This is a genomic window from Brachybacterium vulturis, assembly GCF_043641765.1.
Lineage (GTDB): Bacteria > Actinomycetota > Actinomycetes > Actinomycetales > Dermabacteraceae > Brachybacterium > Brachybacterium vulturis_A.
Map to the genome: position 1 here is coordinate 40,045 of NZ_JBHZRO010000007.1, position 20,843 is coordinate 60,887.

19 protein-coding genes are annotated in these 20,843 nt (G+C 71.9%); 9 read left to right on the forward strand and 10 right to left on the reverse strand.

Annotated elements, in window-relative coordinates; genetic code table 11:
• Window positions 1-87 precede the first annotated feature (87 nt).
• From zupT to ACHUEU_RS07050, 4 genes are all read left to right on the forward strand, one after another.
• Window positions 88-918 carry a zinc transporter ZupT gene (zupT, locus tag ACHUEU_RS07035; RefSeq protein ID WP_394215199.1) on the forward strand — a complete coding sequence of 277 codons (831 nt, stop codon included), beginning with the start codon at window positions 88-90 and terminating at the stop codon, window positions 916-918.
• Window positions 919-1,033: 115 nt separating this feature from the next.
• Window positions 1,034-2,236 (forward strand): hypothetical protein, encoded by a 1,203-nt coding sequence (locus tag ACHUEU_RS07040; RefSeq protein WP_394215200.1) that lies wholly within the window; start codon window positions 1,034-1,036, stop codon window positions 2,234-2,236.
• A gap of 144 nt (window positions 2,237-2,380) precedes the next feature.
• Window positions 2,381-4,609 carry an NADP-dependent isocitrate dehydrogenase gene (locus ACHUEU_RS07045; RefSeq protein ID WP_394215201.1) on the forward strand — a complete coding sequence of 743 codons (2,229 nt, stop codon included), beginning with the start codon at window positions 2,381-2,383 and terminating at the stop codon, window positions 4,607-4,609.
• 176 nt (window positions 4,610-4,785) lie between these two features.
• Window positions 4,786-5,574, forward strand: coding sequence for an alpha/beta fold hydrolase (locus ACHUEU_RS07050; protein WP_394215202.1), 789 nt, complete (start codon window positions 4,786-4,788; stop codon window positions 5,572-5,574).
• A gap of 84 nt (window positions 5,575-5,658) precedes the next feature.
• Here ACHUEU_RS07050 and ACHUEU_RS07055 read toward each other — a convergent pair whose 3' ends face one another.
• The 5 genes from ACHUEU_RS07055 to ACHUEU_RS07075 form a co-directional block, all read right to left on the reverse strand.
• Window positions 5,659-6,477, reverse strand: a complete 819-nt coding sequence (locus ACHUEU_RS07055) for a sulfite exporter TauE/SafE family protein (protein ID WP_394215203.1) — start codon at window positions 6,475-6,477, stop codon at window positions 5,659-5,661.
• An 80-nt stretch (window positions 6,478-6,557) separates the two neighbouring features.
• Complete coding sequence (locus ACHUEU_RS07060) at window positions 6,558-7,856, reverse strand: globin domain-containing protein (RefSeq protein WP_394215204.1); 1,299 nt, start codon at window positions 7,854-7,856, stop codon at window positions 6,558-6,560.
• 135 nt (window positions 7,857-7,991) lie between these two features.
• The gene (locus ACHUEU_RS07065) at window positions 7,992-8,372 is read right to left on the reverse strand and encodes a DUF488 domain-containing protein (protein ID WP_394215205.1); all 381 of its coding nucleotides are present in this window, start codon (window positions 8,370-8,372) and stop codon (window positions 7,992-7,994) included.
• Between the two features lie 115 nt (window positions 8,373-8,487).
• The gene (gene tpx, locus ACHUEU_RS07070; RefSeq protein ID WP_394215206.1) at window positions 8,488-8,985 is read right to left on the reverse strand and encodes a thiol peroxidase; all 498 of its coding nucleotides are present in this window, start codon (window positions 8,983-8,985) and stop codon (window positions 8,488-8,490) included.
• 72 nt (window positions 8,986-9,057) lie between these two features.
• Window positions 9,058-9,927, reverse strand: coding sequence for a PPK2 family polyphosphate kinase (locus tag ACHUEU_RS07075; RefSeq protein WP_394215207.1), 870 nt, complete (start codon window positions 9,925-9,927; stop codon window positions 9,058-9,060).
• An 86-nt stretch (window positions 9,928-10,013) separates the two neighbouring features.
• On the opposite strand from ACHUEU_RS07075, the gene ACHUEU_RS07080 reads away from it, so the two are divergent.
• On the forward strand, window positions 10,014-11,186 hold the full coding sequence (locus tag ACHUEU_RS07080) for an amidohydrolase (protein WP_394215208.1): 1,173 nt from the start codon (window positions 10,014-10,016) through the stop codon (window positions 11,184-11,186).
• 52 nt (window positions 11,187-11,238) lie between these two features.
• Here the strand turns inward: ACHUEU_RS07080 and ACHUEU_RS07085 are convergent, their stop codons facing one another.
• Window positions 11,239-11,964 carry a PepSY domain-containing protein gene (locus ACHUEU_RS07085; protein WP_394215209.1) on the reverse strand — a complete coding sequence of 242 codons (726 nt, stop codon included), beginning with the start codon at window positions 11,962-11,964 and terminating at the stop codon, window positions 11,239-11,241.
• Window positions 11,965-12,261: 297 nt separating this feature from the next.
• On the opposite strand from ACHUEU_RS07085, the gene ACHUEU_RS07090 reads away from it, so the two are divergent.
• The gene (locus ACHUEU_RS07090; protein WP_394215210.1) at window positions 12,262-12,561 is read left to right on the forward strand and encodes an acylphosphatase; all 300 of its coding nucleotides are present in this window, start codon (window positions 12,262-12,264) and stop codon (window positions 12,559-12,561) included.
• Here ACHUEU_RS07090 and ACHUEU_RS07095 read toward each other — a convergent pair.
• Both ACHUEU_RS07095 and ACHUEU_RS07100 read right to left on the reverse strand, forming a co-directional pair.
• Window positions 12,551-13,732, reverse strand: coding sequence for an MFS transporter (locus ACHUEU_RS07095; protein WP_394215211.1), 1,182 nt, complete (start codon window positions 13,730-13,732; stop codon window positions 12,551-12,553). The two genes, ACHUEU_RS07090 and ACHUEU_RS07095, sit on opposite strands and share 11 nt — an antisense overlap.
• Before the next feature lie 131 nt (window positions 13,733-13,863).
• Window positions 13,864-14,511: an SDR family oxidoreductase gene (locus ACHUEU_RS07100; protein ID WP_394215212.1), complete on the reverse strand. Its 648-nt coding sequence runs from the start codon at window positions 14,509-14,511 to the stop codon at window positions 13,864-13,866.
• Between the two features lie 198 nt (window positions 14,512-14,709).
• Here ACHUEU_RS07100 and ACHUEU_RS07105 point away from each other — a divergent pair, with 198 nt between their 5' ends.
• Window positions 14,710-15,864 carry a DUF808 family protein gene (locus ACHUEU_RS07105; RefSeq protein WP_394215213.1) on the forward strand — a complete coding sequence of 385 codons (1,155 nt, stop codon included), beginning with the start codon at window positions 14,710-14,712 and terminating at the stop codon, window positions 15,862-15,864.
• 259 nt (window positions 15,865-16,123) lie between these two features.
• Here ACHUEU_RS07105 and ACHUEU_RS07110 read toward each other — a convergent pair whose 3' ends face one another.
• Both ACHUEU_RS07110 and ACHUEU_RS07115 read right to left on the reverse strand, forming a co-directional pair.
• Window positions 16,124-16,636, reverse strand: coding sequence for a phosphoribosyltransferase (locus ACHUEU_RS07110; RefSeq protein WP_394215214.1), 513 nt, complete (start codon window positions 16,634-16,636; stop codon window positions 16,124-16,126).
• Between the two features lie 101 nt (window positions 16,637-16,737).
• Window positions 16,738-18,831 (reverse strand): BCCT family transporter, encoded by a 2,094-nt coding sequence (locus ACHUEU_RS07115; protein WP_394215215.1) that lies wholly within the window; start codon window positions 18,829-18,831, stop codon window positions 16,738-16,740.
• Between the two features lie 265 nt (window positions 18,832-19,096).
• Here ACHUEU_RS07115 and ACHUEU_RS07120 point away from each other — a divergent pair, with 265 nt between their 5' ends.
• Window positions 19,097-19,858, forward strand: coding sequence for a DeoR/GlpR family DNA-binding transcription regulator (locus tag ACHUEU_RS07120; RefSeq protein ID WP_394215216.1), 762 nt, complete (start codon window positions 19,097-19,099; stop codon window positions 19,856-19,858).
• Window positions 19,855-20,811, forward strand: a complete 957-nt coding sequence (locus tag ACHUEU_RS07125; RefSeq protein ID WP_394215217.1) for a 1-phosphofructokinase family hexose kinase — start codon at window positions 19,855-19,857, stop codon at window positions 20,809-20,811. The genes ACHUEU_RS07120 and ACHUEU_RS07125 overlap by 4 nt, the downstream gene beginning before the upstream one ends.
• Window positions 20,812-20,843: the final 32 nt, after the last annotated feature.

The following is a 20,843-nucleotide window of genomic DNA, read 5'->3' on the forward strand; positions in this document are numbered from 1 at the left end:
GCGCCTCGTCCACAAGACGCATTGCGCCCACGTCGCGGAAGGACCTCGGGGCGTCCTCACGGCGGGGACACCGTCTAGAGTCGTCCCGTGCTCGTCGCCTTCCTCCTCACCCTGCTCGCCGGCGGGGCCACCAGCATCGGCGCCGCGCTCGGGGTGCTGGGCCGTGGCACGAACCCCAAGCTGCTGGCCGGCGGGCTCGGGCTGTCCGCCGGGGTGATGCTCTACGTCTCCTTCATGGAGCTGATGCCGCAAGGCGCTCGGGTGCTCTCCGGCGGCGACGTGGTCACGGCGAGCGGGGGCGCCTACGCGGCGCTCGCCTTCTTCGTCGGCATCGCGCTCATCGCGGTGCTGGACCGTCTGGTGCCCGAAGCGGTCAGCCCGCACGAGTTCTCGGGCCGGATGTCCGGGAGCCATGGACACTCCGAGCTGCGTGCTCCCGACGAGCAGGCCGCGGACCGGGCGCTGCGGGCGAGGCTGCTGCGCACCGGCACGGTGACCGCCATCGCCCTCGCCCTGCACAACGTCCCCGAGGGGTTCGCGACCTTCGTCGCCGCCCTGCAGGCGCCCGAGGTGGCGATCCCGGTGGTGGCGGCGATCGCGCTCCACAACATCCCCGAGGGCCTCGCGGTCGCGGTCCCCGTGCGCCGCGCCACGGGCTCCCGGACGAAGGCGTTCTGGCTCGCCTCGATGACGGGCATGGCCGAGCCGGTGGGTGCGGTGATCGGCTACCTGCTGCTCGCGCCGCTGCTGACCGGTGAGGCGATGGGAGCGATCCTGGCCGCGGTCGCCGGGGTGATGGTGTTCGTCTCGCTCGATGAGCTGCTGCCGGCCGCCGAGGAGACCGGTGAGCACCACACGGTGATCTACTCCCTGATCGCGGGGATGGCGGTCATGGCGCTGACGCTGATCGTGGTGTGACCCCGCGCGGCGACGACCACGCACCGACGGCTCCGGTACGTTCTTGCTGAGGGTCGCGGACGGCGCCACCGCCGTCGGCCCGGGGTGACGGGCTGCGAGCAGGCGAGGGGGACGGATGATCGACGTCGAGGACGGGGAGCGCATGGCGACCTCGCGCCCTGTCCGCCGGGCCCGCCGGACGGGTGCCGCCCTGGCCTCCGTGGTGCTGGCGCTCTCCCTCGGCGCCTGCGACGCGATCCCCGGCCTGCCCGGCAACGGGGCGGAGACCTCCTCCCCCGCCGCCGGCGAGCCGATGGAGCCCGCCGCGGTGGCCGCTGCCGAGAGCACCCCGGTGGATCCGTCCTGGCTGTGCCGGCCCGGCGAGGGCACGCCGCCGGTGGGGTCGACCGCGGGCGGGACGATGACGCCACAGTCGGTGCGCGCCGACGGCAACGTCCTGGAGGTCTCCGGACCCTTCCGTCTGGAGGCGGAGCATCACTATCGGGGCTTCGCCCCGGTGGGCGTGCTGGTGCCCGCCGATCCGGGAAACCGGGGCCTCCCGGCTCCGGGCTTCGAGGGAGAACTCGGGGTCGCCGGCGCGCCGATCCCGCCGATCGTGGTCCGCGAGCGGGTCGAGGTCTCCGGCGACGGCCCGGCCCCCTCGACCGTCACCGCCCACCTGACGCTGGGGACCTGCGATGACTCCCCGCTGCCGGACGGGCAGTTCCTGCTGCGACTCAGCGGCGGCGGCATCGACGGTCCCGGCCACGCCGAGGCCGACGCCGGCTGGAGCGCGGACGGGGACGTGCTGGTGGACGTGGTCGACGGCGCGGTCGAGGTGGTGCCCGGCGTGGTGACCGCCCCCTCGGGAGAGGTCCCCGTGGACCTCTCGCCGCTGCAGTGCGGGGCGAGGCTGGCGCCGCTGGGCACAGGGGACGAGCTGGCCGTGCAGGTCGCCGATCCCACCACCCGGGTCTCCACCGCCGTGCCGGAGGACGAGCTCGGCGTCTCGGTGAGCGCCCAGGTGACGGTCACCTCGCCGGATCTCGGCACCCGGGCGCTGTTCCAAGGGGTCGTGCTCACGCATCCGGGCACCGGGACCGTCGTGGCCGGGGCGCGCAACACTGCCCGGATCGCCCTGCAGTGGATCGACCAGGACGGGGTGACCCGCACCGGCCGCGCGTGGACCACCCGTGAGGCCTGTGGTCACCGTGCTCTGCGGCCCGGCGAGTACCGGGCGCACGCTGTCGCCGTGACCGTGGACGAGGACGGCGCCACCCGGCTGGTGCTCTCGGACCCCTGGAGCGTCGAGATCGTCGACGAGCAGCCGGACGGCTGAGCCCCGGCTCCGGGCCCCAGGACGTGCGAGGGGCTTCTCACGTACCGTGGTGCCGTTCGGATCGAGGGGTGGGACAGCACCGGCTCCTCGATTAGTCTTGACGTCAAGACAAAATCCGCATCGACCCGAGGGAGCACGCGACACATGGCGCGCATCATCTACACCCACACCGACGAGGCGCCGATGCTGGCGACCGCATCGTTCCTGCCGATCCTCGATGCCTTCTCGGACACCGCCGGGATCGAGGTCACCACCCGTGACATCTCCCTGGCCGGTCGCATCGTCGCGGCGTTCTCCGACCTGCTGCCCGAGGACCAGCGCGAATCCGATGCGCTGGCCGAGCTGGGCGAGCTGGCGAAGTCCCCCGAGGCCAACATCATCAAGCTGCCCAACATCTCCGCCTCGGTGCCCCAGCTGAAGGCCGCCGTGGCCGAGCTGCAGGCCCAGGGGGTCGCGCTGCCGGACTACCCCGAGTCCCCCTCCACCGAGCAGGAGAAGGACATCCGCGCCCGCTACGACTCGATCAAGGGCTCCGCGGTGAACCCGGTGCTGCGCGAGGGCAACTCCGATCGCCGCGCGCCGGCGGCGGTGAAGAACTTCGCCAAGGCCCACCCCCACCGCATGGGCGAGTGGAGCACGGACTCCCGGACGACGGTCGCCACCATGGCCGCCGACGACTTCCGCGACAACGAGCAGTCGGTGGTCCTGGAGGCCGAGGACACCCTGTCGATCGTGCACGTCGCCGCCGACGGCACCGAGACCGTGCTCAAGCCGTCGATCCCGGTGCTCGCCGGTGAGGTGGTCGATGCCACCGTGATGCGCGCCGCGGCGCTGGAGACCTTCCTGCGCGAGCAGATCGCCGCCGCGAAGGAGCAGGGCGTGCTGTTCTCCCTGCACCTGAAGGCGACCATGATGAAGGTCTCCGACCCGATCCTGTTCGGTCACGCCGTGCGCGCCTTCTTCCCCACCCTGTTCTCCGAGTTCGGCGAGCAGCTGGCCGCGGCGGGCCTGTCCCCCGACAACGGCCTCGGCGGGATCCTGGCCGGGGTCGAGGATCTCGACGCCACCGTGCGCGACGGGGTCGCGGCCGCCATCGAGAAGGACCTGGCGGCCGGACCGGACCTGGCGATGGTCAACTCCCACAAGGGCATCACCAACCTCCATGTCCCCTCCGACGTCATCATCGACGCCTCGATGCCGGCGATGATCCGCGGCGGCGGCAAGATGTGGAACCAGGACGACGCCGAGCAGGACACCCTGGCGGTCATCCCCGACTCCTCCTACGCCGGCGTCTACGCCGCGACCGTCGAGGACTGCCAGGCCCACGGCGCCTTCGACCCCACCACCATGGGCACCGTCCCGAACGTGGGGCTGATGGCGCAGAAGGCCGAGGAGTACGGCTCCCACGACAAGACCTTCGAGGTCCGGGCCGAGGGCCGGGTCGAGGTGCGCGACGCCGCCGGTGCCGCGGTGATGAGCCACGAGGTCGCCGCCGGCGACGTCTTCCGCGTCTGCCAGGCCAAGGATGCCCCGATCCGTGACTGGGTCCAGCTCGCGGTGCGTCGCTCGCGCGAGTCCGGGATGCCCGCGGTGTTCTGGCTCGACGAGTCCCGCGCCCATGACCGCAACCTCATCGCCAAGGTCCAGGAGTACCTGGCGGTCGAGGACACCGAGGGCCTCGACATCCGCATCATGTCGCCGGTGGACGCCACCCGTCACACCCTCGAGCGGGTGCGGCGCGGCGAGGACACCATCTCGGTGACCGGCAACGTGCTGCGTGACTACCTCACCGACCTGTTCCCGATCCTGGAGCTGGGCACCAGCGCCAAGATGCTCTCGGTGGTGCCGCTGATGAACGGCGGCGGCCTGTTCGAGACCGGCGCCGGCGGCTCCGCCCCCAAGCACGTCCAGCAGCTCATCGAGGAGGACTACCTGCGCTGGGACTCCCTCGGCGAGTTCCTGGCGCTGGCCGAGTCGCTGCGCCACCTGGCACGCACCGCGGACAACCAGCGCGCCCGCGTGCTCGCCGATGCACTGGACCGCGCCACCGAGACCCTGCTGAACGAGGGCAGGTCCCCGCAGCGCAGGCTCGGCACCATCGACAACCGCGGCAGCCACTTCTACCTGGCCCTGTACTGGGCGCAGGAGCTGGCCGCGCAGAGCGAGGACCCCGAGCTCGCCACCGCCTTCGGCCCGATCGCGAAGGAGCTCACCGACGGGGAGCAGACCATCGCCGAGGAGCTGCTCGCGGTCCAGGGCGAGCCCGCGGACATCGGCGGCTACTACCGCCCGGACCTGGAGAAGATCGCCGCGGTGATGCGCCCCTCGGCCACCTTCAACCAAATCCTCCAGGAGATCTCGGCGGCGCTGTGAGCCTGCCGCGCTCCTGAGCCGGGGAGACCGGCCGAAAGCCGTCCCCTCCTCGCCGCACAGCGCCGACGCCGACCCGGACCGCCCCGCGCGGGCCGGGTCGGCGTCGGCGTCGACGTCCCTGCATACTCGACAGCGCGCAGCAGTGCCTGTCCCACCCCGCTCGCGAAAGGCCCGTCGTGCCCGTCATCCCCTCCCCCGTCGATGCGACCGAGCTCCGCTACGACGTCTCGGGCTCGGGGCCCGCACTGGTGCTGCTGCACGGCTCGGTCCTCTCCCGGGCGATCTGGCGCGGTCTGGGCTACCTCGAGCCGCTCTCGGCCGAGCACACGGTGGTCCGGGTCGATCTGCGCGGACACGGCATGTCGGGAGCGCCCCATGAGGCCTCGGCCTACGCCCAGCAGACCTTCGTCGCCGATCTGCTCGCCGTCCTCGACGCCGAGGGGATCGGACGCGCCGCGCTGCTGGGCTACTCGCTCGGGGCGCGGGTGGCGCTGAGCACCGCGCTCTCCCACCCGGACCGGGTGACGCACCTGATCAGTCTCGGCGGCTCCGCCTCCGCACAGCACGGCGTCGTGGACTCGGTGTTCTTCCCCGGCGTGATCGAGGCGGTGCACGAGGGCGGCATGGAGGCGTTCTGCACCGGTCAGGGCCTGGGCCCCGAGGCCGTCTCACGCCAGGCCCGGGCCACCCGCACCGCATTCCTCGCGGCGGATCCCCGCGCGGTCGCGGCCCTGCTGGAGGCCACGGACCGGACTGCAGCGGTCCCGGACGAGGTGCTCGCCGGCTCCGCCGTGCCCGCCCTGTGGATGGCGGGCACCGAGGATCATCCCCGCTTCGAGCAGTCGCGGCGGGCGGCCGCAACGATGGCGGAGGCGAGGTTCGTGCCGCTGCCGGGCCGCGACCACGGCGCCACCCTGTTCCCGCCGGACGAGGTGCTCGCGCACGTGCTGCCGTTCCTGCGCTGAGGAGAGTTCAGTGCTGCGTACGGCACCTCTCGAACGCCGGGAGAGGTGCCGCCGGTCGCACTCGGCACAGCTGGGCGCGGCCGGTCAGAGGATCTGGCGCACCAGGGCGAACAGGGCGACGGCGACGATGATGCCGCGCAGCAGCCACTCCGGCATCCGCTTGGCGAGGTGGGCTCCGAAGTATCCGCCGAGCAGGGCGCCGACGGCGATCGCTGCGGTCGCGAGCCAGACGATCTCGACCCCCAGCACGACGTGCGCGATCAGGTACACGGTCGCGGCGGCGAGGTTCACGATCAGGCTGAGCAGGTTCTTGATGCTGTTGACCGAACGCATCGAGCGCCCGGTGAAGGTGCCGAGCACGCCGAGGTAGAGGATGCCCTGAGCGGCGGTGAAGTAGCCGCCGTAGACCGAGGCGGCACCCATCGTGCCGATCAGGCCCGGCGAGCGGTACGGGCTCTGCGCCGGGGTCCCGTCGACCACGTCCCTCCCGGCCGCTCGGCGTGCCGCGCGCCGTTCCTGATGGGAGCGGAGCGCTGCGGTGATGCGCTTCTGGAAGACGACCATTCCCAGTGCGAAGACGATCAGCAGCGGCACGATCACATCGAGCGCGCCCGGGGGCGAGATCAGCAGCAGCAGCGCACCGCCGGTGGCGCACACGGCGGTGACTGCCATGAGCGGGCCGAGATTCCCCTTCTCCACAGCGATCTCGCGGCGATAGCCGTAGACCGAGCCGAAGGTCGAGAAGAGGATCCCGATGGTGTTGGTACGGACGGCGGTTCCCGGCGGGATCCCGAGGGCCAGCAGCACCGGGAGGGTGAGCAGCGACCCGGAGCCGACCGCGGCGTTGATGGCTCCGGCGAGGGTGCCCATGACGAGCAGGACGATCAGCGAGACGGGTTCCACGAGCGCCGACTCTACCCAGGAACATCCGTGCGGCGGCTCGCGTCCTGCCCTCGGCCGCGAGCCGCCGCGGCCCCGTCGGGTCAGCCCGCAGGCAGCAGCCAGTCGTTCGGCGCGAACAGCTCGATGTGCACACGCTCGGGATCCGCCCCGAGCTCCTCCAGCTGCCCACGCACGTTCTGCAGGAAGCCGTGGGAGCCGCACACGTAGATCTCGGCCTCCTCGGGGAGGTGCTCGGCCTCCAGGCCCATCCGCCCCGCATGCACGCGGACCCTACCCGTGGCGGTCCCGGGGAGCTCCTCGGCGGGCTGCGCCGCGGTGAACCACAGCCCGAGGCGCGCATCCGCCCCCTCGGGCAGCGCGCACAGCGTCGCCACCAGCTCGCGGACGTGAGCGGAGTCCTCTGCATCCCGGTCGGCGTGCAGCACCCGCACCGGGCGGTGGGGCTGCGTGGCGGCGAGGTGGCGCAGCATCCCGAGCATCGGGGTGAGGCCGATGCCGTGGGAGATCAGCACCACCGGGTCCTCGCCGCGGGTGTCCAGGGCGAGGTCGCCGTAGGGCAGGGTGACCTGCAGCCGGTCGCCTTCCCGGAGGTTCCCGTGGAGCCAGGAGGAGACCTCGCCCCGGGGATCCGGGTCCACGGCATCGACGCGACGCACGGTGATCCGCCAGCGGCCCTCTCCCGGGGCGTCCGAGAGCGAGTACTGGCGCAGCTGTCGGGCGCCGTCCGGCAGTCGCACCCCGACGGTGGTGTACTGGCCGGGCACGAAGTCCCGCAGCGGCTCCTCGCCCTCCACGGCGCTCAGCACATAGGAGGCCACGCTCGAGCTCTCCTGGGTGCGGCGGAGCACGACCGCCTCCCGGAACACGTCTCCGGGGGCGACCTCGGCCGCGGCGTACAGCTCCTTCTCGAAGTCGATGAGGGTGGCCGCCATGTGCCAGTAGACCGCATCCCAGGCAGCGGCGATCTCCGCGGTGACGGTCTCCGCCCCGAGCACCTCGACGATCGCCGCCATCAGGTGCTCATGGACGATCCCGTACTGATCCTCGGTGATGCCGAGGGAGGCATGCTTGTGGCCGATGCGCCCCAGCATCTCGCGCGGGCTCGGGGCATCCGGGGTCACCAGCAGGGTGGCGTAGGTCGCCACCGAGGCCGCAAGCGCCTTCTGCTGCGCGCCCTGCGCCTGGTTGCCCCGGTTGAAGGTATCCGCCAGCAGCTCCGGGTGGGCGCTGAACATGCGCTGGTAGAAGACCGGGGCGATCTCGTCGATGTGCGCACCGACCAGCGGGAGGGTCGCCCTCACGGCCTCCTCATGGGCGGGTTCGAGCCGGGCGTCCGGATCCAGCTGCGGGTGGAGGGCATAAGCGACATCGACGGTCACGTCGGTTCCTTCCTGGAGAGGTGGAGCATCTGCGTCGCTGCCGCGACGAGCGCCGCCCCCACGGTAGGGATCCGCCTCATCCCGGACCCGCGACCTTCGTCCTGACCGGTCCGGCTCCCACCCTCTGCAGTGCTGTCAGTCCCCTGCCTCGGCCACGGCGTCCTGGAGCACCTGGGCGTGAGTGTGCTCCGTGTCCTTCGCCGCGAACAGCAGCACCAGACGCGTCGCCCCGGCGTCGAGTGCCCGCTGCCGCAGCGCCTGGGCGGCGCCGGAGTCGTCGAGCTCCCGGCGGTAGTGGCCGGCGAACTCCTCGAAGTCCAGCTCGCCGCTGTGGAAGGCGGTGCGGAGGTCCGAGCTGGGGGCGGCGTCCTGGTCCCAGTCGTCGTGGTGCAGGCGCTCCTTCTTCACGCCCCGTGGCCAGAGCCGGTCCACCAGCACCCGGAACTCCGTCGGGTCGGAGCCCTCGTCGTCGAGCATGTCGTGGACGCGGGCCAGGTCGATGTGCAATGCGGTCATCAGAACTCCTTCGATGGGCGACCACCAGCGGTGAGTCGACGGCGATGCGGCGGCGGGGGAAACGCAGGGACCCGGCCCGTGCGACGGCGCGGACCGGGTCCCGGAGCGGTGCGCCTCAGACCAGGGCGGCCGTCACGGCCTCGTAGTCGGGCTCGGCGGTGACCTCGGCGACGTGCTCGGTGTGGACGACCGCGCCGCTCGCATCGGTCACCACGACCGCGCGGGAGAGCAGACCCGCCAACGGCCCGTCATCCATCCTCACCCCGAAGTCCTCGCCGAAGGTGGAGCGGAAGGCGGAGCCGGTGACGACGTTCTCGATGCCCTCGGCGCCGCAGAAGCGGGCCTGGGCGAAGGGCAGGTCCCCGGAGACGCAGACGACCACGGTGTTCTCGAGGCCCGCGGCGAGCTCGTTGAACCTCCGCACGCTCATCGCGCAGGTGCCGGTGTCCAGCGAGGGGAAGATGTTCAGCACCACGCGCTTGCCGGCGAGGTCCGCGCTGCTGACGGCGGACAGGTCCTGGCCGACGAGTTCGAAGGCCGGCAGCGCGGAGCCCTGCGAGGGCAGCTCACCGACGGTCGTGACGGGATCGCTGTGGAAAGTCACGGAAGTCATGCCGCCATCATCATCCTTCGAGCCCAGCGGCACAAATCACCTCTGTGACGCCCCGGGGAACCGGGGCCGCGATCAGTCCATCGTCGCGCGCAGCCGCCCGACCTGCTCCTCGACGTCGAAATCCGCTGCGGGCCACTGCGGGTCGATGCCCTCCAGTGCATCCAGCAGCAGCTGCTGCACGGCGATGCGGGCGTACCATTTGCGGTCGGCCGGGACCACGGTCCAGGGGGCACCGACGGTCGAGGTGGCGCGCAGCGCCCGGGTGTACGCCTCCAGGTAGTCGTCCCAGTGCGCGCGCTCGTCCACATCGGCCGGGCTGAACTTCCAGTGCTTGTCCGGCCGTTCCAGTCGTTCCATCAATCGCTCGCCCTGCTCCTGGCGCGAGATGTGGAGCATGACCTTCACGACCGTGGTGCCGGCCTCGGCGAGCTCCCGCTCGAAGGCGTTGATCGCCGTATAGCGCTCGCGGATCTCCGCGGCGTCGGCCCAGCCGTGCACCCGGTGGATCAGCACGTCCTCGTACTGCGAGCGGTCGAAGACCCCGATGATCCCGGGAGCGGGGGCGTGCTTGCGGATCCGCCACAGGAAGTCATGGCGCTTCTCCGCCGGGGTGGGCGCCTTGAACGCGGTGATGTCCACGCCCTGCGGGTCCGCGCTGCCCACCACGTGCCGCATGATCCCGCCCTTGCCGGCGGTGTCCATCCCCTGCACGATCAGCAGCACGGAGCGGCCGCCCCGCTCTCCGTGATGCGCCGCGTACAGTCGCTCCTGCAGGTCATCGAGCGCGCGATCGCGCAGCCTCAGCAGCTCTTTCCCCTCGGCCTTCTTCCCCCGGAAGCCGGGGGTGGCGCGCGGGTCGAAGTCGGTGACATCACCTCTCCAGCCCGAGGGCAGCGGGAATCCGGTGGGGGTCTGGTCTGCCAGCGGGGTCTTCTTCGACATGGGGGAAGAGTAGCCCGGGCACGCCGTGCGTGCCGTGCTTCCTCGGCCGATTTGACTCCACCGGCCGGGCGGCGGAACGTCGTGGCATGACTCTCACCGCCATCACCCACGCCCACGTCGTCCCGATCGAGGGCGAGCCCTTCGACGGCACCGTCCTGATCCAGGACGGCCGCATCACCGGTCTCGGCCCCGAGCTGGAGGTCCCGGCGGAGGCCGAGATCCTCGATGCGGCAGGCGGCTGGCTGTTGCCGGGCTTCATCGACGCCCACGTGCACCTCGGGGTCGCCGAGGAGGGCGAGGGCTGGGCCGGGGAGGACACCAACGAGATGACCGCTCCCGTGATGGCCGCGGCCCGGGCGATCGACGCGATCAATCCCGTCGAGATCGGCTTCGACGACGCGATCATCGGCGGGATCACTGCGGTGAACGTCAACCCCGGCTCCGGGAATCCGATCGGCGGCCTCGCCGTCGCGATCCGGACCCACGGCCGGGTGGTGGACGAGATGGTGCTGCGCAGCCCCTCCGGGCTGAAGGCCGCGCTCGGGGAGAACCCCAAACGGGTCTACGGCGAGCGCTCGCAGACCCCCTCGACCCGGCTCGGTGTGGCCCTGACCATCCGACAGGCCTTCGCGAAGGCCCGGGCCTGGGCCGCCAAGCCGGTGGAGGACCGCGACGCGGATCTGGTCTCCGAGGCGCTCAGCCGGGTGCTGGAGCGGGAGATCCCCTGGCGCCAGCATTCCCATCGGGCCGATGACATCGCCACCGCACTGCGGATCGCCGAGGAGTTCGGCTTCGAGCTGGTGCTGGACCACGGCACCGAGTCCTACCTGATCGCCGACCGGATCGCGGAGGCCGGAGTGCCGGTGCTCTACGGCCCGCTGATCGTCTCGCGATCCAAGGTGGAGGTGCGGCACCGCACCCCGAAGGCGCCCGGCCTCCTCACCGCCGCGGGAGTGAAGGTCTCGATCATCACGGACCACCCGGTGGTACCCATCGAGTTCCTCGTCGACCAGGCCGCCCTCGCGGTCAAGCACGGGATGGCTCCGGCCGACGCCCTGCGGGCGATCACCCTCAATCCGGCCGAGGTGCTGGGGGTCGCGGACCGGCTCGGCTCACTGGCTCCGGGCAAGGACGCGGATCTGGTGCTGTGGGAGGGGGATCCGCTGGACGTGCGGCACCGGACGCGGCGCGTGTGGCAGGGCGGCCGCGAAGTGATGCATCGCGACGCGACCGGCGAGCCGGTGATCGCCCCGCGCTGACGGCGGATGGGGCCGCGCCCAGGGCCGGTGAGCCTCCGGGGCGATGCCGGGATCAATCGTCGATCCGGACGTCACCGGTCTCGACATCGACCTCCACCTCGACATCCCCGCCCTCAGCGCGGTCGATGTCGATCTGGTAGCGGATGGTGCCGTCCTCGGAGTCCAGCTCCCAGCCGCTGACCCGCCCGGGCTCCTGACCGAGAGCGATCTCGATCGCCTCGGCATACGCCATCGGGGAGGTCACATCGACCACCGGGTCCTGGTCGTCGTCCTCCTCAGTGTCGTGCTCGGTGACCTCGCCGGTGGTGGCGTCGATGTCGAGCTCGTGCTGGGTGCCGTCCTCGACGAGCTCGAGCTCCCACTCCCACGCACCGGCGCGGTCGTCGTGATCGATCTCGACCTGGACCAGATCGCCGCCGCCGGTGGTCTCGGTGGCGATCTCGACCGCGCGCTCGGCGCTGATCGGCAGCTCCGCGATGGCCAGATCCGCGTCCGCGGGAAGAGCGTCCGCCGCGGGCTCCTGCTCCTCGGGCGCCTCCGCGCCGCCATCGCTCGCGGCCCCGTCGTCGGCGATGGCGTCGTCCTCGGCCGGGCCGCCGGACTCGGAATCGCCGCCGCCGGAGTCACCGCCGTCCTGGGAGGTGCCGGGCTCGTCCGCCGGGGCGGCGCCGTCCTCGCCCTGGTCGGTGCCGCCGCAGCCCGCGGCGAGGGCGATCACGAGTGCGCCGAGCGCGGCGGCGCGGGCGGTGCTGCGGGGACGGAGGATCGTGCGGGTCATGGCGGGCCACCTTCCTGGGGAGGGACTCCCGCCGGCCTGCGGCGCGGTCCCGATGTCATGGCCGTGATACCGGCTGATGTGCCCAGGGTAGGGGTGGGGCCCGAGGTCGGAGGAGAACCTGAGAGGACTCTCATCCTCGCTTCATCTGCCCGTGCTCACGCCGACGCGCAGCGGAGGGACGCGAGCGAGCAGGGCTACGATCTCTCGACGGGAGAGGACCGCGGCGGCACGATGATCAGCCAGGGCCGCCGAGCCGGGCGCGGGCCGGCATCGGGTGGCGGAGAGAGGGGAGCGAGGGTGAGCGAAGACGTCCAGGACGGGGCCGACCGGGTCCGGCGGATCGTGCGCGTGCGGGGCCGGGTGCAAGGGGTCGGATTCCGGATGGCCGCCGCCGCCGAGGCCTCCCGGTGGGGGGTCGGCGGCACCGTGCGGAACCTGCTGGACGGCAGCGTCGAGGCGGCGCTCGAGGGCAGCCCCGAGGCCGTGGAGGCGATGATCGATCAGCTGCGCCGCGGGCCCTCCAGCGCCCGGGTCGACGGGATCGATGTGCGCCGGGAGGTCCCCCGCGGCGTCACCTCGTTCCGGATCACCGGCTGAGCGGCGCCGCCGGCTGCGGGACCCGGGAGGTGCGCAGATAGTGGACGACCAGCAGCGCCCCGCCGCCCACCATCAGCACCGAGGTGAGGATCATCGGGGTCAGTCCGGCGGCGTCGAGGATCAGGCCGCCGATCAGGGCCCCGATCGCGATCGCGGTGTTGAAGCCGGCACTGTTCAGCGCCGTGGCCTCCTCCAGGACCTCGCTCGCCTCGGAGCCGATGAAGGCCTGCATCGCCACCGAGATCGCGCCGACGCACAGCCCCCATCCCGCCATCACCACCATGGCTCGTCGTGGGTCATCCATCACGGTCAGCACGGCGAGCAGGCTCAGGCCGGTCCCGGTGACCACCACCAGCACTGCGGCCGGTGGGCTGCGGCGCACCAGCGGGCCCACCGCGAAGTTCCCCACCAGTCCGGCGAGGCCGTACACCAGCAGCATCAGCCCGATGTCCCCCAGCCCCACACCGGCGCGCTCGATCAGGACCGGGCTGATGAAGCTGTAGGTGAGGAACTGCCCCACCACCGCCAGCGCGATCAGGCCGAGCGCGTAGCGCACCCCGCGGGTGCGGGCGGCGGCGAGCATCATCGAGCCCGTCACCTTCACCGGGGAGCGGACGGGCTCGACCAGCAGAAGGATCAGCAGGGCGACCACGGCGGCGACGATGCCGACCGCCGCGAAGGCCAGGCGCCATCCCACGTGAGTCCCGATCCAGGCGGCCACCGGCACCCCGAGCACGAGCGCTCCCCCGGCGCCGGCGAAGGCGATGGTCAGCGCCCGGGCGGCGTGCTTCGCGGGGACCTGGCCCAGGGCGACGATCGCCATCACCGCCCAGTACAGGCCGATCGCGACCCCGGCGAACAGCCGCGCCAGCAGCAGCACCGCGAAGGTCGGGGCGACGACGCTCAGTGCGCAGGACAGCGCCACCGAGGCCAGCGCCAGCACCAGCACGAGCCGTCGGTCCATGCCCCGCACCAGGACGGGCGTGCACAGGGCGACCGCGCCGGCGAGGATCCCCGGGACCGTGACCGCGAGACCGGCCACGCCCTCGCTCACGCCGAGGTCCGGAGCCATCACGCTGAGCACTCCGATGGGCAGCTCCTCGACGGTGATGAGCACGAAGATCCCGATGGCGAGCGCCACCACCCCTGCCCATCGGCGTGCGCTGTCCACTGTGCTCCTTCGGTCTCCTGCCTGGTCGAACGCTCACACGATAGGGCACCGCAGGGCCCCGGACGGCGGACGTCCCCGGCCGCTCCTGGCGGCCGGGGACGTCGCACGTCCGCGAGCGGTGGCGGGCGCCGTCAGCTCACGGCGTCGAAGGCCTCGCCGATCTCCTGCTCGCCGTCGTTGTAGCGCAGGGTCTTCCCGGCCGTGCCGGGCCGCTCGAGGGCGGCCGCGATGGTGCGGGCCACGTTGCCGCGGGAGACCGTGCCGGCCTCGGCGGCATCGAGCGCGATGCGGCCCGTCGGCTCCTCGAGGGTGAGACCGGAGGGCTGCAGGATCGTCCATGCCAGCTGCGTGCCGCGCAGGTGCTCATCGGCCTGCGCCTTGGCCTCCGCGTAGGCGAAGAACGGCTCGGACTCCGGGACCCCGTGGTCCGGGCCCGCCCCGAAGTAGCTGACCATCAGGTAGCGCTCCGCGCCGACCCGCTGGGCGGCGTCCATCGAGGCGATCGCCGCATCCTGATCGACGGCGCGGGTGCGCTGCGGACTCCCGCCGCCGGCTCCGGCGGTCCACACCACCGCGTCCTTGCCGCGCAGCAGCTCATCCCAGCCCGGTCCGTCGAGGGTCTCGATGTCGGTGAGCACCGTCCGGGCTCCGGTGGCCTCCACCTCCGCCGCGTGGTCCGGGTTGCGGATCACTGAGTGGACCGTGTGCCCGGCCTTCACCAGCAGCGGTGCCGCGAGCAGCGCGACCTTGCCATGTCCTCCGATAAGTGCGATGTCCATGCCCTCACCATGTCACCGCAGCCGGACGCCGTCGACCCCCGGGCCGCCGATTTCGCTGTGGGTTGATTCCGGCGCGGCAATGGCCGCTGTCGGCGGGTGCGGGGTCCGACTCGCGCGTGCAGGAGAGCCCGACTCGCCCGGTTATCCTGACCCCGGTCGCCGCCGGGCGGCCCGCTCCTCGAGGGAAGGGACCTCAGCATGGCCGGTGGACTCGCCGCACTGCTCGATGACGTCGCCGTGCTCGCCCGCCTGGCCGCGGCCAGCGCCGACGACGTGGCCGCCGCGTCCGCGAGGGCCGGGTCGAAGGCCATGGGCGTGGTGATCGACGACGCTGCGGTGACCCCGCAGTACGTGAAGGGGCTCAAGCCCAAGCGCGAGCTGCCGATCATCTGGCGGATCACCAAGGGCTCCTTCCGCAACAAGCTGATCTTCATCCTGCCGGCCCTGCTGCTGCTGAGCGTGTTCGCGCCCTGGGCGCTGACCCCCGTCCTCATGCTCGGCGGCCTGTACCTGAGCTTCGAGGGCGCGGAGAAGATCTGGGAGCTGGTCCGCGGCAAGCCCGAGCAGGCACCCGCCGCCGCCAAGGGCCCCGGCGCCGAGGACAAGATCGTCTCCAGCGCGGTGCGCACCGACCTGATCCTCTCCGCGGAGATCATGGTGATCTCGATGAACTCGATCGACGCCGAGTCGCTGTGGGCGCGCGCGATCGTGCTCGTCGTGGTCGCGATCGGCATCACCGTGCTGGTGTACGGCGCCGTCGGGATCCTGGTGAAGATGGACGATGTGGGCCTCGCGATGGCGGCCGACGAGGACTCCGAGCTCAAGGCCAAGTTCGGCCACGGTCTGGTCCGGGCGATGCCGAAGGTGATGACAGCGATCAGCTACGTGGGCATGGTCGCGATGCTGTGGGTGGGCGGCCACATCCTGCTGGTAGGCACCCACGAGCTCGGTCTCGCCCAGCCCTACGGCGTCGTCCACCATCTCGAGGGGATGGTGGCCGGCCTCGCCGCGGTCGGCGGTGTGCTCGCCTGGCTGATCAACACCTTCTGCTCCTTCGTGTTCGGGCTGCTCATCGGTGCCGTCGTCGTCGTGATCATGCACGTCCTGCCCTTCGGGCACCACGGGGACGAGGAGGGCGAGCCCGGCTCGCCGAAGCACAGCGCGGAGCATGGCGCGGAGCGCCGCACAGGGCACAGCGCGGAGCGCCGCACAGGGCACAGCGCGGAGCGCCGCACAGGGCACAGCGCGGAGCGCCGCACAGGGCGCAGCGCGGAGCGCGAGGCCGGCCCGGGGCGGAGCACCACCCGTAACCCCGACGATCCTCCGGACCCGACCTCCACGGGCGCTCGCTGAGCACGCGCAACGAACTGTCGCCCCGCAGCGCTGCGCGCCGCCCCGCATCGCCCCGCATCGACGGATCTCCAGGGATCGTCAGAGAACGTTCCAGTTCCACCGCAGATCTGGAACGTTCTCTGACAATCCCGGGGACGGCTCCCGGGGACGGCGGCCCGGTCGGGGAGCTGCCGGCGCGGCGGCCGCCCCTCACCGCGGGTGCGCGTGACTCGCTCGGCCAGCGGGCCGGCCAGCGGGCAACGCCGGCTGAACCCGCGGGTCAGCCGGCCGACGGGGTGACGGGCGGCTCGGCCGACCAGGGGAAGACGATCCACTCGTCGGTGCGGCGCCAGACGAAGTCGGGATCGACCACCGAGGCGGACTTCGCGTAGAGCACGGCGCTGCGGGCGTCGGCCCCCATCTCGCGCAGCAGGTCCAGCACCAGGGCGAGGGTGCGGCCCGAATCGGCGACGTCGTCGACCACCAGCAGTCGCTTGCCCTGGATCGACTCGGTGTCGAGCATCGGGGCCAGCAGCACCGGGTCCGGCAGCGTCTCGTGGACATCGGTGTAGAACTCGACGTTGATCGCGTCGGCGAGCTTCAGCCCCAGTGCGTAGGAGAGGGAGCCGGCCGGCAGCAGACCGCCGCGGGCGACCGCGATGACGATCTCCGGGTCGAAGTCAGAATCGGCGATGGACTGCGCGAGCTCCCGCGAGGCGGTGCCGAACAGCTCCCACGTCAGCACCTCCTTGGCGGCGAGGTCGGACGAGTCGGCGTGAAAGGCCTGGGACATCGGTGCTCTTCTCCTGGGGGTGCGGTGCTCGCAGAGTGCTCCGATGCTAATGGCTCGCGGGCGCCGGAGACGTCCCGGGCGCGGTGGCGATGGCGGATGCCTCACCCCTGCGGGGAGTCCCCGGAGCTCTCCCGCTCCGGCCCGGTGCCGGGCTGCTCCGCGCCGCCCTCCGAGAGGTACTGACCGGTCTCGTAGTCGTACTCGACGGGATTGCCCTCCTCATCGGTGCGCACGTACCAGTCGGTGACCTCCGCGGCGGTGGAGTCGAACTCGGCTCCGGTCGCGAACTCGCTGTCGGTGCTCGTGGGCTCGACGCTGAGCGCGAAATGGTCGCCGTACTCGGCGACCCCGACCTTGACGGCGTTCTCGATCGCCACATCCTGGTAGTGGCCCCGGATGATCATCGGGTCGTTGCGCAGCTCCTTGACCAGCGCCACGACCATCAGGATGAGGATCACGGCGAAGGGGAGCGCGGTGACGACGATGAGGTTCTGCAGGCCCTTCAGGGCGTTCTCCCCGCCGAACTGCAGGATCACCACAGCGATCCCCGCCATGCACAGCACCCAGAAGGCCGTGATCAGGCGCCGGGGCGAGGGGTTGCCCTGCTGGGAGAGCTGGGAGTTCACGAGCGAGGCGGAGTCCGCCGAGGTGATGAAGAAGATCCCCAGCATGATGATCACGATCGCGGAGATGACCACGCTGCCGGGCAGCTGGTCGATGACGGCGAAGAAGATCTCCGCGGGCAGCGGGAGCGAATCGATCGTGCCGTCGGGGGCGATGGCCAGGTCCGGGTCCGCGATCCCGACGGTGTTGCCCGCGGCGTCGAGCTCGCTCGCGCGGCGCTGCAGCCAGATCGCGGTCCCGCCGAGCACGGCGAAGGCGAGCACGATGATCGACGAGGGGATCAGCAGCACCCCGAGCACGAACTGACGGATGGTGCGGCCGCGGGAGATCTTCGCGGTGAACACCCCGACGAACGGGGCCCAGCTCACCCACCACGCCCAGTAGAACGAGGTCCAGGAGGACAGGAACGCCTGCATGTCCTCGCCCTCGGACATGTTGGCCCCGAGCATCGCCGGCAGGGTGCCGAAGTATTCGGTGATCGCCCCGGGGATGATGTTCAGCAGGAAGATGGCCGGCCCGACGACGAAGATGAACACCGCGAGCGCGAGGGCGAGGGTCATGTTGATGTTCGAGAGCCAGCGGATGCCGCGGTTGACCCCGGAGACCGCGGAGGCGATCGTGCCGATGGTCAGCACCATGATGATGCCCATCGCAGCCCCGTTCCCGGCGGTGCCCAGTCCGGTGACGATCTCGACGCCGCGGGCGATCTGCATCGCGCCGATGCCGAGGGAGGCGGCGGTGCCGAAGAGGGTCGCGATGATCGCCAGGCCGTCGATGATGCGACTGGGCAGCGAGCTCGAGTCCCCGCCCCACAGACCGGACACGATCGCGCTCATCAGCGGCACCCGCCCGCGACGGAAGGACACGTAGGCGACCGCGAGTCCCACGATCGCGTAGATCGCCCAGGCGTTGAGCCCCCAGTGCAGGGCGGACTGGGCGATCGCGCCCTTCATCGCGGCGATCGATCCGGCGTCGTACGGCGCTCCGGGACGCGGCGAGAGGTAGTAGGTCAGCGGCTCGTAGGGTCCGAAGAAGATGATGCCGATGCCGATGCCGGCACCGAAGAGCATCGCCGCCCAGGAGGCCGTCCCGTACTCGGGCTCCTCCCCGTCCAGGCCCAGGGGGATCTTCCCGTAGCGGGAGAAGGCGAGGACCAGGAGCACCAGCACCATGCCGATGGCGATCACGTTGAAGATCCAGCCGAGGTTCTCCATCACCCAGCTCAGCGCCGCGCCGGAGACGTCGAACACCTGCTGCGGCGAGAGCGCACCCCAGACCACGAAGCCGATGATCAGCGCTCCGACCGCGACGACGACCCCGCGGTCCACGCCGTAGCGCACCTTCTGGTCCTCGACGGAGACGCCGGGCACGAGAGCGGGGTGGATGCGGTGGGGGTAGTTCACCTCGGACAGGAAGCGACGGGCCTGCTGGCGCGTGATGAAGTGGCGGACCCGCCGCTGAGCCGCGTATTCGTCGGCCGCAACGGCCGTGCCGCGTGAGGTCTCGGCGGGTGCGGGCTGCCGAGGGCGGCGCTCCGGGTGCTGCGGGTGCTCAGGGTCGGGACGGTTCATCGTTCCTCCTGGAGTCGGCGCGGCGTTCACGGTGGGCGCGGCGTTCACGGTGGGCGCGGCGTTCACGGTGGGCGCAACGCTCACTGTAATCGCCCGTCGGTTCCACGACACCGGGAACGCCACATCGAGCACCGGACCCGACGAACCACAAAACAACACATTCCAACTCTTGTTCTCTGTGGTTTCTCTCGGTAGTGTTCGGGGCATCGCGGTACCCGGCATCTCCGTCGGCCGCCTCCGTCCCTCCGATGAAGCAGGTGGACCGATGTACGCCAGAGAACGCCAGCGCCGGATCCTCGACGAGCTCTCCCGCAGCGGCCGGGTGACCGTCACGGAGCTGGCCGCGCAGTACGAGGTGACCACCGAGACCATCCGCCGCGACCTCGACCAGCTCGCCGAGCGGACCCTGCTGGTGCGCGTCCACGGCGGCGCTGTCCCCCGCCGCACCGCCGAGGTCGAACCCGACCTCACCTCCCGCCGCGTGAAGAACGTCGAGGCCAAGCGCCGCATCGCCCACGCCGCCGCGGCCCTGTTGCCGAACGACCCGCAGGCCGCCGTGCTGCTCGATGCCGGCAGCACCACCGCCGAGCTGCTCCCCCACCTGTCCGGGCGGCACGGCCCCGTGATCACCAACGCCCCGGCCATCGCCCAGGGCGCCCTGGTCCACACCGATCTCGCGGTGCACGTGCTGCCCGGCCGGGTGCGTCCCACCACCGAGGCGGCCGTCGGCTCCGCCACCGTCCAGGCGCTGCGCCCCCTGCACCCGGAGGTCGCCTTCCTGGGCTGCAACGGAGTGGGTGCCGAGGGCTTCATGACCCCCGACCCCGAGGAGGCCGCGGTGAAGACCGCGATGGTCCGCGCTGCGGGACGGCGGGTGGTGCTCGCCGACTCCACCAAGATCGGTGCCCGTCACCTGGTCACCTTCGCCGCCCTCACCGACGTCGACGTGCTCGTGACCGACGCCGAGCTCCCCGCCCAGCTCCGCCGGCACCTCATCGACTCCGGGACCGAGGTCCACCTCGCATGATCATCACCCTCACCGCCAACCCCTCCCTGGACCGCACGGTGGACCTGGATGGCCCGCTCACCCCCGGCGGCGTGCACCGCATCGGGGCCGAGAGCACCCAGCCCGGGGGCAAGGGCATCAATGTCGCCCTCGGCGTGCACCGTGCCGGCCTGCCCGTCCTGGCCGTGCTCCCCGCCGCACCCTCCGATCCGCTGCTGGAGCTCCTGGAGGCCGCTGGGCTCCCGCACCGCAGCTGCCCTGTCGCAGGCCGGGTGCGCACGAACCTCACCGTGCTCTCCAGCCCGGAGACGACCACGAAGCTCAACGAGCCCGGCGCGACGCTCTCCCCCGCCGAGGTCACGGCGCTCGAGGAGCTGCTGCTGGGCGCCGTGGCCGCCGGCGACAGCGTCATGCTCTCCGGCTCCCTCGCCCCGGGCCTGCCGGTGGACGAGTACGTGCGCCTGGTGCAGGCGTTGCACGGCGTCGGTGCCCGCGTCGGGGTCGACACCTCCGACGCCCCGCTGACCGCGCTGGCCGCAGCCCTGCCGGGCACGGCCCCGGACTTCCTCAAGCCCAATGCGGAGGAGCTCGGGCAGATCGTGGGGACCGACGGGGCCCTGCTCGAGCAGCAGGCCGCGGCCGGGGACCTCACCGGGGTGCGGAACGCCGCGCTCGATCTGCACCGGCAGGGCGTGGGCGCCGTGCTGGTGACGCTCGGCGCGGCCGGCGGCCTGCTCGCCACCGACGGTGCCGCCTGGTACTCGCCGTCCCCGGCCGGTCCGGTGGTCTCCACCGTCGGCGCCGGGGATTCCGCGACCGCGGGGTACCTCATAGCGCGTGAGCGCGGCGAGGGTCCCGGCGCGCGCCTCGCCCGGGCCCTGGCCTACGGCACCGCCGCCGTCGGCCTTCCCGGAACCACCATCCCCCGCCCTGACCAGGTCCGGCTCGACGCCGAGCGCGTGATCCGACTCTGACCCCCATCCCCCACCCCTCGTCCCGCTGCGCA

Coding starts and splice junctions, on each gene's coding strand:
- ACHUEU_RS07115 (WP_394215215.1), bottom strand. CDS start 18,831: ATGAACCGTCCCGACCCTGAGCACCCGCAGCACCCGGAGCGCCGCCCT.
- ACHUEU_RS07105 (WP_394215213.1), top strand. CDS start 14,710: ATGGCCGGTGGACTCGCCGCACTGCTCGATGACGTCGCCGTGCTCGCC.
- ACHUEU_RS07100 (WP_394215212.1), bottom strand. CDS start 14,511: ATGGACATCGCACTTATCGGAGGACATGGCAAGGTCGCGCTGCTCGCG.
- ACHUEU_RS07065 (WP_394215205.1), bottom strand. CDS start 8,372: ATGACCGCATTGCACATCGACCTGGCCCGCGTCCACGACATGCTCGAC.
- ACHUEU_RS07080 (WP_394215208.1), top strand. CDS start 10,014: ATGACTCTCACCGCCATCACCCACGCCCACGTCGTCCCGATCGAGGGC.
- ACHUEU_RS07075 (WP_394215207.1), bottom strand. CDS start 9,927: ATGTCGAAGAAGACCCCGCTGGCAGACCAGACCCCCACCGGATTCCCG.
- ACHUEU_RS07040 (WP_394215200.1), top strand. CDS start 1,034: ATGATCGACGTCGAGGACGGGGAGCGCATGGCGACCTCGCGCCCTGTC.
- tpx (WP_394215206.1), bottom strand. CDS start 8,985: ATGACTTCCGTGACTTTCCACAGCGATCCCGTCACGACCGTCGGTGAG.
- ACHUEU_RS07085 (WP_394215209.1), bottom strand. CDS start 11,964: ATGACCCGCACGATCCTCCGTCCCCGCAGCACCGCCCGCGCCGCCGCG.
- ACHUEU_RS07110 (WP_394215214.1), bottom strand. CDS start 16,636: ATGTCCCAGGCCTTTCACGCCGACTCGTCCGACCTCGCCGCCAAGGAG.
- ACHUEU_RS07125 (WP_394215217.1), top strand. CDS start 19,855: ATGATCATCACCCTCACCGCCAACCCCTCCCTGGACCGCACGGTGGAC.
- ACHUEU_RS07120 (WP_394215216.1), top strand. CDS start 19,097: ATGTACGCCAGAGAACGCCAGCGCCGGATCCTCGACGAGCTCTCCCGC.
- ACHUEU_RS07045 (WP_394215201.1), top strand. CDS start 2,381: ATGGCGCGCATCATCTACACCCACACCGACGAGGCGCCGATGCTGGCG.